Source organism: Mycobacterium sp. (assembly GCF_032162105.1).
Classification (GTDB): domain Bacteria; phylum Actinomycetota; class Actinomycetes; order Mycobacteriales; family Mycobacteriaceae; genus Mycobacterium.
The window spans coordinates 1-15,595 of record NZ_JAVRPS010000464.1; the positions used below are offsets into that span (position 1 = coordinate 1).

The window sequence follows — 15,595 nt, forward strand, 5'->3', positions numbered from 1 at the left end:
TCTGAGCACGCGCGGCCACCAGGTCGTGGTCTTGTCTCGTCAACCCGATACGAGTTCCGCTGTACGTCAGTTGTTTTGGGACGGCCGGTCGGTCGGCGACTGGGCCGCCGAGCTGGAGGGTCCGGACCACGCTGCGCCGCCACCTGCACCGGCCGCAGGCGCCGCCGACTCTCGCTGCGCTACTGAGGCTCGGCGCGGTGCTGCTGCGCAGCGACCGCGCGCTGGGCTTGACCGGCCGCCACGCCACGTCGAAGGTGTTGCGCGAGAACGGCTTCGACTGGCAATTCGCCACGCTCGACGCGGCGCTCACCGATCTGGTCGGCTGAGGGCCGTTACGCCTCGTACTCGAGGCAGGGTTGCGCGCCGTTGATCACGCCCTCCCGGAAGGCGCGAGTCCGGTCGAATCCGGCCCCCTGCCGTTCCACGTCGCCTGCGCCGCGGAACAGCAGCAGCGCCTTGATTCCCTCGTCCAGGTCGCCGGGCGAGATGTGGTAGGTGCTGGTGGCCTCGCGGTTGTAGAGGATGACGCTGGCGGTGTATGCGCCCGCCAGGCAGTCGCCGCGCAGGGTGGAGGTCTTCTCGTCGGACTCGTCGCCCAGCCTGCTCAGAGCTGCCAGGCCATACTGGGTGGCGAGCAGCGTGGCGACGGCGTAGTCGCCGCCCTGCCGATACACCTCGGGCATAGTCTCGACGTTGTCCCAGCCGACGTAATCGTCTGGCACGCAATAGAACAGCACGTAACCCTCGGCCGACTGGTTGCCGCACATCGGCGGGGAGGCGGGGTCGAAGGCCTCCAGGCCCTTCATCGGCGGCCATTGCCTTCCCTCGGCCACCTCCGGGTACACCTGGGTCCAGTAGTCCTCCAGGTCGTAGGGCACGCCGTTGACGATGGAGTCATACGGCGCATTGCCCTCGTTGGCCTGATCCTCGGCGTCGTTGAACGGAAGTTCGACCACCAAGGGCTCGCCGTCCTTGTAGTCCTTGCACTTCTCCGCACCGTTGTCGTACCCGTCTTGAAAGGCGCTGACCCGGTCGAATCCGCTGCCATGAGCCGACGGGTCCTGGGCGTTGGTTCCTGGGGTGTCTCGCAGGTCGAGGATGCCGGCCAGCGCGCTGTCGAGATCGGCGCTCTTCACCTCGAACACGCCGTCGTCTTGGGCGTGCCGGGCCCACCCGCCTGCGAAGCAGTCCGCCTGCAGTTCGGAGCTGACGGTCAGCTCGTTCTTGTCGAAGAACCCGGAACGCTGCTGCATGGCGTGCCCCCACTCGTGCGCGAGCACCACCGGGATGACGAAGTCACCGTATTTCGACTGCAGGTCGGGTAGTAGCCCGCTGGCATCCCAGGCCACCGAGTCGTCGAGTTTGCAGTAGAACGCGTTGCCTGCGACGTCGCTATATCCCGACGCGCATTCGGGGCCGGACTCCGAGTCCGGAGTCAGGGCGTACAGGCCGCCCTCGACGGGCTTGTAGTCCTCGCCGTAGAGCTTGGGGAACTGCTCGGTCCAGTACACCTGCAGATCGGCGATGGCCTCGATGGCTATCTTGTTGACCGGGGCGGATGCGTCACCCTCGATCTTGATGCCGCTGGTGTCCGGCTTCTTGGCGGAAGGCGAGGTGGGCACCTCCGGCCTGGGCCTCCGCAGCCGGCGAGGAGCAAGACCGCAGCAAAAGACGCCAGGACACACTTGATCATGGGCAAACATTAGCGGGGACGCTCGAAATTGGCTCGGGAAGCACGCAACGAGTTCGTCAGTCCAGGAGACGACGCGACACGTTGGTGGTGACCAGATCGAGCAGCTCGTCGGCGCGGCCGGCCATGATGGTGCGAATCGCGTAGAGCGAGAAACCCTTCGCCTGTTCAGCGGTGATGGCGGGCGGGATGGAGAGCTCCTGGCGCGCCGTGACGACGTCGACCACCGCCGGGCCGTCGTGGGCGAACGCCTCGGACAGCGCCTGCTCCAATTCGCCAGGATGCTCGACCCGCCTGCCGAATACGCCCATCGCCTGCGCCACGGTGGCAAAGTCCGGGTTGACCAGGTTGGTGCCGAAGTTGACGATGCCCGCTGCCTTCATCTCCAGCTCGACGAAGTTCAACGACGAGTTGTTGAAGACGATCACCTTGACCGGTAACCGGTTCTGGATCAGCGTGATGAGCTCGCCGAACAGCATGGTCAGGCCACCGTCACCGGCCAGGGCGACCACCTGGCGATGCGGGAAGGCCGTCTGCGCGCCGATCGCGTGCGGCAGCGCGCAGGCCATGGTGCCGTGGTTGAACGAGCCGACCAGCCTGCGTCTGCCGTTCATCGTCAGGTAGCGCGCGGCCCACACGACCGGTGAGCCGACGTCGACGGTGAACACCGCATCGTCGGCGGCCAACCGGTCGGCAAGTCCGGCAAGGTATTCGGGGCGGATCGGGGTGCGGTCGCGGTCGTTGACCGCCAACGCGTCCATCGACTTGCGCGTCTTGCGGTAGTGCTGCAGCGAGCGGTCGAGGTGGGCGCGGGAGTCCTTCTGGACCAGTAGCGGCTGCAGCGCGGTCAGCGTGTCGGCAACCGTCCCGCGCAGGCCGAGTTCGATCGGGGTGCGCCTGCCCAGGTTGCGCCCTCGGACGTCGACCTGAATCACGTGCGCGTGGTCGGGATAGAACTGCTGGTAGGGGAAGTCGGTGCCGAGCATCAGCAGGACGTCGGCCTCCTTGATGGCCTTGTACCCGGACGCGAATCCCAGCAGCCCGGTCATCCCGACGTCGAACGGATTGTCGTACTCGATGAATTCCTTGCCCCGCAGTGCGTGCACGATCGGTGCCTTGAGCGTGCCCGCCAGACGGACCAGCGCGTCGTGGGCACCGGCCGCTCCTGCGCCGCCGAGGATGGTGACGTTGCCGCCGGCGTTGAGCAGGTCCGCGGCGCGACGCAGCGACGCGTCGTCGGGCCGCATCACGGACCTGGTGGGCTCGATGGGCCGTGTCAGCCAACCGGATTCGCCGGCTTGGGCGAGGAATATCTCGCCGGGCACCACGACCACGGCGACGCCGTTCTCCTCCACCGCCGCCCGCATCGCCATCTCGAAGATGCGCGGCGCCATCTCCGGGGTGCTGACCAGTTCGCAGTAGACGCTGCACTCACCGAACAGGTCCTGAGGATGCGTCTCCTGGAAGTACTCCGAACCGATCTCGGTGCGCGGGATGTGTGCCGCGATCGCGAGCACCGGCACCCGGCTGCGATTGGCGTCGAACAATCCGTTGATCAGGTGCAGGTTGCCGGGGCCGCAACTGCCCGCGCACACGGCGAGCTCACCGGTCAGCGCGGCGTCGGCGGCCGCGGCGAATGCCGCCGTCTCCTCGTGCCGGACGTGCTCCCAGGCGACGTCACCCGAACGCCGGATGGCGTCGGTGAACCCGTTGAGGCTGTCTCCCGGCAATCCGTAGACGCGGCGAACACCACTGCGCGCCAACGCCGCGATCATCTGGGTAGCGATGGTTGCCATAACGCCCCTCCCCTGCGATTTGTGCGCGGAAACGTTCGCCTAGCGACGGTTTCCGCGCACAAGCCACTGTATTACTTGGGGGCGAAGCGCTGGCCGGCGTCCAGGCGGAGGCACTGCCCGTTGAGCATCGGGTTGTCGACGATCGCAAGCGCCAGCTTGGCGTATTCCTCTGGCTTGCCGAGCCGCTTCGGGAACGCGGCGTCCTTGGTCAGCGCCGTGGCGAACTCGTCGGGAATGCCCTTGGTCAAACCCGTGGCGAACAGGCTCGGCGCAATGGCCAGCACCCGGATACCCAAGCTGCCCAGGTCACGCGCCATGGTGAGGCACATACCCGCGATCGCGGCCTTCGATGCCGTGTAGGCGACCTGCCCGATCTGACCCTCGAACGCGGCGATCGAGGCGGTGTTGATGATGACGCCGCGCTCTTCGGCCTCGTCGTCGACGGGCTCCTGCTTGCTCATCTGCCACGCCGCCAGCCTGCTGATGTTGAAGCTGCCGATGAGGTTGAGGTCGATGGTCGCGCGGAACGAATCCAAGCTGTGCGGCCCGTCCTTCTTGACGGTACGTTCGGCGATGCCACCGCCCGCGGTGGTCACGATGATGTGCAGCCCACCGAGTTCGTCGATGGCCTTCTGCAGCACCGTCTCGGTTCCGGTGAAGTCGGTGACGTCCACCTCGTGGAACGAAGCGCCGATCGCCGAGGCGACGTCCTTGCCGTCGGACTGTGCCCGGTCCAAGATCGCAACGCTCGCGCCGCGCGCGACGAGCGACTCCGCGGTGGCCCGACCGAAGCCCGACGCGCCGCCGACGACGATCGCCTTCTTCTCCGAGATCTCCACCTAGCTCCCTTTCCAAAATGTGGTCAGATGTAAGGCAACCTAGCTGACGTCAGTTTTCGGTAATTATTTCGGCCCACCGAATCGGTACCTTGGCGGTATGGCGGTTACCGCGCGCACCCCCGCGGCGACGGGTAATTCGCGCAGCTCTCCGCTGAGCGGAGTCGCCGCCGCGGCGGTCGCGCTTGGTGTCAGCGCCCTGGTGGCCGTGCCGTTCGGTTCGAGTGCCGACTCCCGCACGGCCGTCGGCTCGACGGTGATCGATCTGACGCCGGGACCGGCCAAGGAATGGGCCATCCAGACGTTCGGCACCGCCGACAAGCTGTTCCTCTCGGCGATGGTGCTCATCGTGATCGGCACGGTCGCAGCGGTGGCCGCGCAGTGGGAGCGATCGCGCATACCCGTTGGCAGCGTCGTGATCGCACTGGCCGCGGTGGCGGGCTCGGCCGCCGTGCTGACCCGGGCCGACGCATCGTTGATCGACGTCGTCCCCACCCTGATCGGGGCGGTGTGCGGCATCATCACGTTGCGGTTCCTGACGTCGGGGCGGTTCACCGACGGCGAGGTCGCGCCACCCCGATCCGACGAGAAGCCCGATCAGCCAGCCGATCCCGGTCGTCGGCTGTCGTTGGCGGCGATGAGCTTCCTCGGCGTCGGCGTGCTGTCCGGCGTGTTGGGTACGGTGCTGTCGCGTCAACTCCATTCGGTATCGGGCGACCGGACGGCCTTCACGCCGCCTGCGGTAAAGAAGCCCATCCCCCCTGTACCTTCGACCGTCCAGCCCGAGGGGGTGGCGCTGCCCAGTTTCGTCACCAGCAATGAGGACTTCTACCGGATCGACACCGCCTTGAGCGTCCCACAGCTCAGTCGCAGCGACTGGCAGCTGAAGATCCACGGCATGGTCGACAGGGAGATCACCTACCGCTTCGACGATCTGGCGAAGTTCGACCTCGTCGAGAAGATGGTGACGCTCACCTGCGTCTCCAATCCGATTGGCGGCGACCTGATCTCGAATGCGGTGTGGACCGGGTATCGCGTGCGGGACCTGCTGGCGGCGGCGGGCATTCACCCCGATGCCGACATGGTGATGTCCACGTCCACCGACGGATTCACTGCGGGAACACCCGTCGAGGCGCTCACCGACGACCGCGACTCACTGCTGGCGATCACGATGAACGGCCAGCCGCTGCCGGTCGAGCACGGCTACCCGGCGCGGCTGGTGGTGCCCGGCCTCTACGGCTACGTCTCGGCGACCAAGTGGATCGTCGACCTCGAGGTGACCCGCTTCGATCGAGCCAAGGCCTACTGGACGCAGCTCGGTTGGTCGGCCCGCGGTCCGATCAAGACGGAGTCACGCATCGACGTGCCGCGCAGCGGCGCGGACGTCCCGCGCGGGCAGGTGCGGTTCGGCGGCGTGGCGTGGGCACAGCCACGTGGCGTGAAGGCCGTCGAGGTCCGAATCGACGACGGCCCATGGCAACCCGCGCAGCTTGGCGCCAGCTACTCCGACGACACCTGGCGGCTGTGGAGCTTCGACTGGCAGGCCGACGACACCGGATCGCACGAGATTGCCGTGCGCGCGACGGACAAGTCCGGTGCAGTGCAGACGTCGCAACAAGCCGATGTCATCCCCGACGGCGCCACCGGCTGGCACACGGTGTCCTTCGCGGTGGCGTAGGTACGTTCGGGTCGCCTGTGGCTACCGTGAAGGCATGACCGAGCCCGCCGTGCACTGGCGTCAGACGCTGCGCGCACGACTGATGACCGCCCGCAAGGACCGCGACGCCATACGGGTATCGGCGCTGCGGTCCGCGCTGAGCGCCATCGACAACGCCGAGACGCCCGACGTCGAAGACCTCGACGTCCCTGCCGCCGGCACCATCGCGGGCAGCGTGGCCGGTCTGGGCGCGGCCGAGGTGCCCAGGCATGTTTTGCCCGGTGCCGCGATCAGGACGCTCCTGCGTGCAGAAATCGACGACCGACTGCTGGCCGCCGAGCAGATGGACGCCGGCGGGCACTCCGAGCGGGCGACCGCCGTACGCGCGGAGGCAGCGGTGCTCGTGGACCTGCTCAGTGGTGGATGACCGTGCTTACTGGCAGCGAGCCTTGAAGTCACGCATCGGCTGGCGGATCCCGGCCATCTCGGACTGCACCTGCGGATTGGCGGCGTAGTAGTCCTTGACCTGCTGACTGATCTGGTCTCGCGGCTGCCCCTTGAGGGTGGAGAAGAACGCATTGGCGTCGGGATGGGTGAAGAAGTAGCCCGAGGTCGCAGTCGAGACGTCACCCTTGACCTGCTCGAAATCAGCCGCCGAACAGCCCAGCGGTGGTGGTGGCGGTGGGTCGGCCAGCGCCGACGGCGCGCCGCCGAAGAACATGACGCCGGCGATCGCACCCGCACCGGTCGCGGCTACTGCCGCGCGTCGCGCGACTGAGGTTGAAAACAACATGAATTGTTCTCCTAAGAGTCGAGATATCTGATGAAAAGCCTTGGGATGAAAGAGGTTGGACACCGGAGCCGCGATCACCGATTCGATCGCTAGCGGTGTCCGCCCCCGCCCCCGCCGCCCGAGTGGGACCCACCGCTGGGTTGCAGCGCCGTCCCGCCACCGGCAGGGTTGAAATACCACTCGTCGTCGGACGGATATTGGTCGACCGCAGAAGCGGGTGGGGAGTCGTTGATTTCGACGTTCCCCGGTGAATCGCAAACCGACGCCGTGGGGTCGCACGGGTCGTTGTCGTCGGCCGCTGCCATCGGTGCGGCACCGATCGCAACCACGGCACACGTCGCCGCGAAGAGCGCCGCTACTCCCGACTTTCTTGCTGACATGACAGTTCCCTCCCCGGCGCCGTTGCTCGGCGAACCCATAGCGAAAAGTAGCACCGTGTCTCGGTATACATCGCAAGTCTCGTCGTTCCCGATGCTTCCGATCCGCGCGGCGGTGTCTGACCCCCGTGCCAGGCTGGTTGAGTGCAACTCATCGACGTCGCCACCGCGTCCGCCGACGTCGGCTCCGTATCGGCGCGGTCGGCCAAGATCGGCCGCATCGCCGACCTGCTGAAGCGGACCGCCGCCGCGGCCGACCCGCGGCTGGTCGCCGTCGTCGTCGCCTGGCTCTCCGGTGAGCTGCCGCAACGCCAAATCGGAGTGGGGTGGGCTGCCCTGCGCTCGCTGCCCGCCGCGGCGGCAGAACCGTCGCTGACGGTGCGCGGGGTCGACGCGACGTTCACCGAGATCGGCACTGTCGCGGGCAAGGGCTCCCAGGGCCGCCGGTCGGAGCTGGTCAACGCGGTCTTCGGCGCGGCAACCGACATCGAGCAGACATTCCTGCGCCGCCTGCTCGGCGGCGAACTGCGCCAGGGTGCGCTCATCGGGGTGATGGCCGACGCGGTCGCCAAGGCCGCGGAGCTCCCGGCCGCCGACGTGCGTCGGGCGGCGATGCTGGGCGGCGACCTCTCGACCGTCGCCGCGGCGGCGTTGAGCGGCGGCCCGGCGGCACTCACCGAGTTCACGCTGGTGGTCGGCCGTCCGGTCGGCCCGATGCTGGCCCAACCGGCGACGGGCGTGGCCGACGCGCTCGCCCGCCTCGGCGGGACGGCGATCTTCGAGGCCAAGCTGGACGGCGCGCGCGTGCAGATCCACCGCGCAGGCGACACGGTGTCCGTCTACACCCGCAGCCTCGACGACATCACGGCGCGACTCCCGGAGGTCGTCGAGGCCGCGCTGGCCGTGCCTGCAGACGAGTTCATCGCCGACGCCGAGGCCATCGCGCTGCAACCCGACGGGCGGCCGCACCGGTTCCAGGTGACGGCGTCGCGCTTCGGCCGTAGCGCCGACGTCCTGGCCGCGCGCGCCGCGCAACCACTGTCGGTGTTCTTCTTCGACCTGCTCCACCTCGACGGCACCGATCTGCTGGACCTGCCGACGACGCAACGCCTCGCCGCCCTCGACGCGATCGTGCCCGGCGCACACCGCGTCGACCGGCTGACCACCGCCGACGGCGAGGCCGCGGAGGCATTCCTGGCCGCGACGCTGGCTGCTGGGCACGAAGGGGTGATGGCGAAATCGCCTGCGGCGCCGTACGAAGCGGGTCGCCGCGGCGCGGGGTGGCTCAAGGTCAAGCCGGTGCACACCCTCGACCTCGTCGTCCTCGCAGTGGAGTGGGGCTCGGGCAGGCGCAGCGGCAAGCTGTCCAACATCCACCTCGGCGCGCGGGACCCGAAGACGGGTGGATTCGTGATGCTGGGCAAGACGTTCAAGGGCATGACCGACGCCATGCTCGATTGGCAGACCAGCCGCTTCCTCGAACTCGCGACCGGGCCCACCGACGGCTACGTGGTGTCGTTGCGGCCCGAGCAGGTGGTCGAGATCGCCCTGGACGGCGTGCAGACATCCACCCGCTACCCCGGCGGAATGGCGCTGCGCTTCGCCCGCGTCCTGCGCTATCGCGACGACAAGGGGCCCGCCGACGCAGACACCGTGGAGACGGTGCGCGCCCTGTACGAGCGGTGATGAGCGCTCGCGCGAAGAGCATCGAGCACTGAATTAAAGCCTCCGTTTCGCCAACCGTCGCGGCACGCGATGACAGGATCGGACCATGGCTTCATCTTCTGGTCCTACCGCTGCAGAGCGCTCAGAGGAGACCGACGGCGACATCACCTACGTCCGGACGGACCCCGACCTGCCACCGGTGGCGATCATCGACCGGTCACCGATCACCACCAAGCACAAGATCGTGTTCGGCGTCATCGCCCTGCTGGGTGCGATCGCCTGGGCGATGATCGCGTTCTTCCGTGGTGAGACGATCAACGCGGTCTGGTTCGTCATCGCGGCGATCTGCACCTACGTGATCGGGTACCGGTTCTACGCACGGCTGATCGAGATGAAGATCGTCAAGCCGCGCGACGACAACGCGACGCCCGCGGAACTTTTCGAGAACGCCACCGACTACATGCCCACCGACCGCCGGGTGTTGTTCGGGCACCATTTCGCGGCCATAGCCGGCGCGGGTCCGCTGGTCGGTCCGGTGCTGGCCATGCAGATGGGCTACCTGCCCGGCACCATCTGGATCATCATCGGCGCCGTGTTCGCAGGATGCGTTCAGGACTATCTGGTGTTGTCGATCTCGACCCGACGGCGTGGACGGTCGCTCGGGCAGATGGCCCGCGATGAGCTCGGGACGATCGGTGGCGCGGCCGCCATCGTCGGCGTGCTCGTTATCATGGTGATCCTGCTCGCGGTGCTGGCCCTGGTCGTCGTCGGCGCCCTCGCCGAGAGTCCGTGGGGTGTCTTCTCGATCGCGATGACCATCCCGATCGCCATCTTCATGGGGCTGTATCTCCGGTTCCTACGACCCGGTCAAGTGTCGGAGGTGTCCCTGATCGGCGTCGTACTACTGCTGCTGGCGGTGGTCTCCGGCGGGTGGGTCGCCGAAACGGCATGGGGCGCAGACTGGTTCACCTTGTCGAAGGTCACCTTGTCGTGGTGCATCATCGTCTACGGCTTCGCCGCGTCGGTGCTGCCGGTGTGGTTGCTACTCGCACCCCGCGACTACCTGTCGACCTTCATGAAGGTCGGCACGATCGCGCTGTTGGCGATCGGCATCCTGGTGGCCCGCCCGATCATGGAGGCACCCGCAGTCTCGTCGTTCGCCAGCAGTGGCACGGGTCCCGTGTTCGCCGGTTCGCTGTTCCCGTTCCTGTTCATCACCATCGCCTGCGGGGCACTGTCCGGCTTCCACGCGTTGATCTCCTCGGGCACCACTCCCAAGTTGCTCGAGAAGGAAAGCCAGATGCGGCTGATTGGCTACGGCGGCATGCTGACCGAGTCGTTCGTCGCCATCATGGCGCTGATCACCGCGGCGATCCTGAATCAGCACCTGTACTTCGCCATCAACGCGCCAGCGGGAGTGACGGGAGGCACGGCGGAGACCGCCGCGACGTACGTCAACAATCTCGGCTTGTCCGGCTCGCCTATCACCGGTGCCGAGATCGACGCCGCTGCCCAGGGCGTGAGCGAGAAGTCGATCGTGTCGAAGACCGGCGGCGCGCCGACATTGGCGTTCGGCATGTCCGAAGTACTGCACCAGGTATTCGGCGGCGAAAGCTTGAAAGCGTTCTGGTATCACTTCGCGATCATGTTCGAGGCGCTGTTCATTCTCACCACAGTCGACGCAGGCACTCGGGTGGCGCGGTTCATGCTGTCGGACGGGCTGAGCAACCTCGGTGGTCCGCTGCGCAAGTTCAAGGACCCGAGTTGGCGGATCGGCGCCTGGATCTGCAGTCTGATCGTGGTCGCCTGCTGGGGTGGCATCCTGCTGATGGGGGTCACCGATCCGCTCGGAGGAATCAACACGTTGTTCCCCTTGTTCGGGATCGCCAACCAGCTGCTCGCTGCCATCGCGCTCACGGTGGTCACGGTCGTGGTGATCAAACGCGGATTGCTGAAATGGGTGTGGATACCGGGTGTTCCGCTGTTGTGGGACCTGACGGTGACGATGACGGCCTCATGGCAGAAGATCTTCTCGGGCGATCCGAAGCTCGGCTACTGGAAACAACACAGCATCTGCGAAGCCGCACAGGAGGCCGCAAAACTCTGCTTGACCGCTAAGACCCCGGGCGACGTCGACAAGATCGTGCGCAACACCTTCATTCAGGGCACGCTGTCGATCGTGTTCGCGAGCCTCGTCGTCATCGTGTTCGCGGCCGGGGTGATGGTGGCGCTCAAGGCGATACGCGGCGGCGGGCAGCCGCTGACCGAGGACGAGCCAGTGCCGTCCCGGATCTTCGCACCCTCGGGCATGATCCCGACCGCCGCCGAGAAGGAGGTGCAGAGGCAATGGGACGAGTTACCGAAGTCGCACGCCAAATCAGTTGGTACTGGAGCACATTGATGGGCGACAACCACTACCGCCGCTATGTCGACCTCCGCAACCGCACTCACCCCGGCGAGGCAGTCTGCTCAGAGCGGGACTATTGGCGGATGCGGCACGCCGCCACCGAGGAGAACCCGCAGAGCCGGTGCTGCTGAGCTACTCGATCGCATGACGGACGCCCCGGATTGGGAAGGCACGCTCGACGATCTTGAGCGACGGCGTCGACACGCCTGGGCGATGGGCGGCGCAGAGCGAGTGGCCAAGCATCGCGACATGGGCAAGCTCGATGTGCGGGCGCGGATCGATCGGCTGTTGGACAAGGGATCGTTCCACGAGATCGGCACTCTGGTCGGCGGTGAGGTCGCCGCCGACGGCATCGTCGTCGGCTCCGGACTGCTCAATGGAACACCCGTCATGGTGGGCGCCGAGGACTTCACCACACTGGCGGGCACGATCGGGCCCGGCGGCAACGCCAAGCGCTACCGCATCGCCGAACTGGCTGTGCGCGACCGAATTCCGTTGGTGATGCTGCTGGAGGGCGCAGGCTTCCGGCCCACCGGCGAACACTACGGACGCTCCCCCACCGACCTGATCGCTCAGGCCAAGTGCTCGGGGCGCGTGCCGACGGTCGCTGCCGTCCTCGGCCCGTCGGCGGGCCACGGCGCGCTGGTCGCCCCCGTGTCCGACTTCAGGATCATGAGCGCCCACGGCGCGATCTTCACCGCAGGCCCGCCCGTGGTGAAGGAGTCGACGGGTGAGGACATCTCGAAGGAGGACCTCGGCGGCCCCGCCGTCGCCCTCGCCAGCGGGGTGATCCACAACGTCGCCGAAAACGACGAGTCCGTGATCGACGACATCCGCCGATACCTCTCCTACTTCCCGCCGAGTGCATGGTCCTACCCGCCGCCAGTGCCCGCCGACGAGGCCGCTGCGCCGCGGCCCACCCCTGAGTTGCTCGACATCGTCTCCCGCGACAGCCGGCGGATCTACGACATGCGGGCCGTGCTCGACGTGATCTTCGACCGGCCCGACTGGTTCGAGGTGCAACCCCGGTTCGGCCGGGCGATCATATGCGCGCTGGCCCACCTCGGCGGCCATCCCGTCGCGGTGGTGGCCAACCAACCGAACGTGCTGGCCGGCTCGATCGACGCCGACGCCGCCGACAAGGCCGCACACTTCATCATGGTCGCCGACTCCTTTCACCTGCCGATCGTGTTCCTGGCCGACAACCCGGGCATGCTGCCGGGCAGCCGCTCAGAGCGCAGCGGTGTATCGCGCGCTGGTGCAAGGATGTTCGCCGCCCAGACTGCCGCCACCACGTTGAAACTGCACCTCACCCTGCGCAAGGCCTACGGCTTCGGATCGATGGTGATGTCGATGCTCGGCTTCGACGATCAGGTGGCGACGTTCGCCTACCCAGGCGCGACGATGGGCGCCATGAGCGCAGCGGCGTTGAGCCGTGCATCGAATGCCGCAGAGGATCTCAGCGCCAATCTGCGCGACGCCGAGCTCGAGGCGTCGTACCGATCGGCTGAGCGCCTCGGGTTCGACGAGCTGATCGATCCGCGCGAGACCCGCGACGCGCTGCTCGCCGGCCTGCAGCGCGGCCTGTGTAGCAGACAGGTCGCCGCGGAGCCCATCAGCCGCACGGTGATCCTGCCGTGAACCAGACGCTGCGCGACCGCATCCTTGGCGCCTGGCAGTTGGTGTCGTTCACGGCCCGCAACGCAGCCACCGGCCGTGTCCGCCATCCGCTTGGCACCGCACCCCGCGGGCTGATCCTCTACACCGACGACGGCCACGTGTCGGCCCAGCTGGCCGACGCGGACATGGGCCGCTACATCGCTTACGGCGGCCGCTTCGAGGTGAACGAAGCGACGTCGACCCTGCACCACGACGTCACCATGTCGATGGTGCCGGAACTGTTGGTCCGTCCCCAGTTCCGGCAGGCGAGAGTGGACGGAGACCTCCTGACGCTGTCAGCGACGATAACCGACGACGCGGGCGTGACCAGGCACAGCACCCTCGTGTGGCGGCGCGCGGGTAGCGCCGAGGCGTTGCCGGCGCCGTAGGCCGTCACCCGGCGGTTCGATAGCCTGGTGTTCCACGATGGCGACATGCCGGAGCATCCGGACGCCTGAGCCGGAGGACGACGATGAGCACGGCTGCACAACTGATGGTCAACTGTCTTGAGGCAGAAGGCGTTTCCCTGGTCTTCGGCATACCCGGCGAGGAGAACATACACTTCGTCCAGGCGCTGGCGGGATCGGCGCAGATCAGGTACGTGCTGACCCGCCACGAGCAGGCCGCGGCGTTCATGGCCGAGATGTACGGCCGGGTGACCGGGCGTCCGGCCGTGGTGTCGGCGACGCTCGGGCCCGGTGCCATCAACATGCAGCTCGGTGTCGCCGACGCGACCACCAACAGCACCCCACTCGTGGCGATCTCGGCCCAGGTCGGGCAGGACCGCGAGTACAAGGAGTCCCACCAGTACGTCGATCTAGTGTCGATGTTCGCCCCGATCACCCGCTGGTCCGACGGCGTCCCCACGACGGCGGCGATCCCCGAGATGTTCCGCAAGGCGTTCAAGCTCGCGGAGACTGAACGCCCGGCGGCGGTCTATCTGGCCGTGCCAGAACACATCGATGCCGACGAGGCCGACTATGACCTCAAACCCCTGCCCCGCAACGTGGTTCAGCCCGAGGCGCCGTCACCCCGCCAGGTGATCCGTGCCGTCGACCTGCTGCGTTCGGCGAAACGGCCGGTCATCTTGGCCGGCCACGGGGCGGCCCGCGCCGACGCGACCGCGGCGCTGGTGCGGCTGTCCGAGGAGCTCGGAGTGCGGGTCGCCAACACGTTCCACGGCAAGGGGGTCATGCCCGACGACCATCCCAACAGCATGGGAACGATCGGCTTCATGCGCCACGACTACGTCAACTTCGGTTTCGACGATGCTGACCTGATCATCGCGGTCGGCTACGAACTCCAGGAGTTCGATCCCGTCCGTATCAATCCCAACTCCGACAAGCGGATCATCCACATCCATCGCTTCCCAGCCGAGGTCGACATGCACTACCCGGTCGACGTCGGCATCATCGGCGACATCAGCGAATCCCTCAATGCCGTGCGCGAATCGATGGCCGGGCACGGGTTCGACATCGAAGTCGCCGCTCCTGGCGCGGGCCTGCTCGCCGAGGAATTCGCGCGTGGACAACAGGACTCGAGCTTCCCACTTGCGCCGCAACGGATCGTCGCCGACACCAGGGCGGCACTGGACCGCAGCGACGTGGTGCTTGTCGACACGGGTGCGGCGAAGATGTGGATGGCCCGCCTGTACCCGACATACGAACGCAATACCTGCCTGATCTCGAACGGCTTGTCCACCATGGCCTTCGCCCTGCCAGGTGCGTTGGGAGTGCAGCTGGCGCAACCCGAGTCGAAGGTGCTCGCGGTGATGGGCGACGGTGCCTTCCTGATGAACAGCCAGGAGATCGAGACCGCGGTCCGCGAGCGGATTCCCCTGGTGGTGCTGATCTGGGAGGACGGCGGGTACGGCCTGATCGAATGGAAGATGGACCTCGAACTCGGTGATCACTACTACGTCGGGTTCACCAATCCCGACGTGGTGAAGTACGCCGAGAGCTTCGGCGCCAAGGGCTACCGGATCTCTGCCGCCGACGAACTCCTGCCCACCCTGCGCGCGGCCCTCGCCGACGACGGCGTCTCGATCATCGCGTGCCCCGTCGACTACGCGGAGAACCTGCGCCTGACCGAACGGCTCGGGCAGCTCGACGACACGCTCTAGTGCCGTGAGTCATTGATTCGAGCGCAGTAGTTTCTGATGCTCGCCAGGATATGGTCGGCGGTCTTGGTCCAGACGTAGGGGCGCGGGTTGTCGTTCCAGGTGTCGATCAAGGCTCAGATGTCGGCGTTGAGGTGACGGACCGAGGCGTGGGTCCCGCAGCGTGCGTGAGGAATCGGTCCAACCCAGGTCAACAACTAGATTGTAGTTAATCACTCAGGACACTAGGAGCAGACCGCCGGTTCTTGATGCTCCTATTTGTGTCAAGCGGCTTCGAGCCAGTTTCTATATGTGTCTGCGAAGGTGTCGTCGCGTTGTAGTCCGCGTTCGATTCGTGAGATCACGGTGGGCCAGACCCCAAAGTGGTTGGCAGCGGCGGTGACGGTGATGTTCTTGGCTTGCCGTGCCGGGCGCAGGTCGGTGTACTCGGGTATGGCGATCTGTCGGGTCAGGAGTTTGAAGACTTCCCGGGCGATGGCCCGTTTGAGCTTGCGCAGGATCTCCATCTTGGTGTGACCCTTGAGCAGTTGACGCTGCGCGTAGTCCTTGGTCGGCTGGTGGTGGGACATTCGCACCAAGGCGATGCGGAACAGGGC

14 protein-coding genes and 2 pseudogenes are annotated in these 15,595 nt (G+C 66.8%); 9 read left to right on the plus strand and 7 right to left on the minus strand.

What is annotated here, in order from left to right; all coding sequences use genetic code 11:
• The first annotated feature begins 182 nt into the window (after nt 1-182).
• The gene (locus QOC69_RS23870) at nt 183-326 is read left to right on the plus strand and encodes a DUF1731 domain-containing protein (RefSeq protein ID WP_526444277.1); all 144 of its coding nucleotides are present in this window, start codon (nt 183-185) and stop codon (nt 324-326) included.
• 6 nt (nt 327-332) lie between these two features.
• Here the strand turns inward: QOC69_RS23870 and QOC69_RS23875 are convergent, their stop codons facing one another.
• The 3 genes from QOC69_RS23875 to QOC69_RS23885 form a co-directional block, all read right to left on the minus strand.
• The gene (locus QOC69_RS23875; RefSeq protein WP_526444251.1) at nt 333-1,622 is read right to left on the minus strand and encodes a neutral zinc metallopeptidase; all 1,290 of its coding nucleotides are present in this window, start codon (nt 1,620-1,622) and stop codon (nt 333-335) included.
• Nucleotides 1,623-1,749: 127 nt separating this feature from the next.
• Entirely contained in the window at nt 1,750-3,486 is a 1,737-nt protein-coding gene (gene poxB, locus QOC69_RS23880; RefSeq protein ID WP_526444253.1) for a ubiquinone-dependent pyruvate dehydrogenase, read from the minus strand.
• A 71-nt stretch (nt 3,487-3,557) separates the two neighbouring features.
• Nucleotides 3,558-4,325: an SDR family NAD(P)-dependent oxidoreductase gene (locus QOC69_RS23885; protein WP_526444255.1), complete on the minus strand. Its 768-nt coding sequence runs from the start codon at nt 4,323-4,325 to the stop codon at nt 3,558-3,560.
• A 97-nt stretch (nt 4,326-4,422) separates the two neighbouring features.
• Between QOC69_RS23885 and QOC69_RS23890 the strand changes: the two genes are divergently transcribed.
• Both QOC69_RS23890 and QOC69_RS23895 read left to right on the plus strand, forming a co-directional pair.
• Nucleotides 4,423-6,000: a molybdopterin-dependent oxidoreductase gene (locus QOC69_RS23890; RefSeq protein ID WP_526444257.1), complete on the plus strand. Its 1,578-nt coding sequence runs from the start codon at nt 4,423-4,425 to the stop codon at nt 5,998-6,000.
• A 34-nt stretch (nt 6,001-6,034) separates the two neighbouring features.
• The gene (locus QOC69_RS23895; protein WP_526444259.1) at nt 6,035-6,406 is read left to right on the plus strand and encodes a glutamyl-tRNA amidotransferase; all 372 of its coding nucleotides are present in this window, start codon (nt 6,035-6,037) and stop codon (nt 6,404-6,406) included.
• Nucleotides 6,407-6,412: 6 nt separating this feature from the next.
• Here QOC69_RS23895 and QOC69_RS23900 read toward each other — a convergent pair whose 3' ends face one another.
• Nucleotides 6,413-6,772 (minus strand): hemophore-related protein, encoded by a 360-nt coding sequence (locus tag QOC69_RS23900; protein WP_526444261.1) that lies wholly within the window; start codon nt 6,770-6,772, stop codon nt 6,413-6,415.
• Between the two features lie 89 nt (nt 6,773-6,861).
• Nucleotides 6,862-7,152 (minus strand): hypothetical protein, encoded by a 291-nt coding sequence (locus QOC69_RS23905; protein WP_526444263.1) that lies wholly within the window; start codon nt 7,150-7,152, stop codon nt 6,862-6,864.
• Nucleotides 7,153-7,293: 141 nt separating this feature from the next.
• On the opposite strand from QOC69_RS23905, the gene QOC69_RS23910 reads away from it, so the two are divergent.
• From QOC69_RS23910 to QOC69_RS23935, 6 genes are all read left to right on the plus strand, one after another.
• Entirely contained in the window at nt 7,294-8,835 is a 1,542-nt protein-coding gene (locus tag QOC69_RS23910) for an ATP-dependent DNA ligase (RefSeq protein WP_526444265.1), read from the plus strand.
• A gap of 85 nt (nt 8,836-8,920) precedes the next feature.
• Nucleotides 8,921-11,215 carry a carbon starvation CstA family protein gene (locus QOC69_RS23915; RefSeq protein ID WP_526444267.1) on the plus strand — a complete coding sequence of 765 codons (2,295 nt, stop codon included), beginning with the start codon at nt 8,921-8,923 and terminating at the stop codon, nt 11,213-11,215.
• Nucleotides 11,215-11,352 (plus strand): CstA-like transporter-associated (seleno)protein, encoded by a 138-nt coding sequence (locus QOC69_RS23920; protein ID WP_526444269.1) that lies wholly within the window; start codon nt 11,215-11,217, stop codon nt 11,350-11,352. Before QOC69_RS23915 ends, QOC69_RS23920 begins: the two co-directional genes overlap by 1 nt.
• A 13-nt stretch (nt 11,353-11,365) precedes the next feature.
• Complete coding sequence (locus QOC69_RS23925) at nt 11,366-12,862, plus strand: acyl-CoA carboxylase subunit beta (RefSeq protein WP_526444271.1); 1,497 nt, start codon at nt 11,366-11,368, stop codon at nt 12,860-12,862.
• Nucleotides 12,859-13,269, plus strand: a complete 411-nt coding sequence (locus QOC69_RS23930; protein WP_526444273.1) for a lipocalin-like domain-containing protein — start codon at nt 12,859-12,861, stop codon at nt 13,267-13,269. The genes QOC69_RS23925 and QOC69_RS23930 overlap by 4 nt, the downstream gene beginning before the upstream one ends.
• A gap of 83 nt (nt 13,270-13,352) precedes the next feature.
• Nucleotides 13,353-15,002 (plus strand): acetolactate synthase large subunit, encoded by a 1,650-nt coding sequence (locus tag QOC69_RS23935; RefSeq protein WP_526444275.1) that lies wholly within the window; start codon nt 13,353-13,355, stop codon nt 15,000-15,002.
• Here QOC69_RS23935 and QOC69_RS23940 read toward each other — a convergent pair.
• Together QOC69_RS23940 and QOC69_RS23945 are read right to left on the minus strand one after the other, a co-directional pair.
• Nucleotides 14,999-15,163: pseudogene (locus QOC69_RS23940) on the minus strand (IS630 family transposase); the annotation flags it as partial. The gene QOC69_RS23935 and the pseudogene QOC69_RS23940 overlap by 4 nt on opposite strands.
• Before the next feature lie 99 nt (nt 15,164-15,262).
• Nucleotides 15,263-15,595: pseudogene (locus QOC69_RS23945) on the minus strand (IS110 family transposase); the annotation flags it as partial.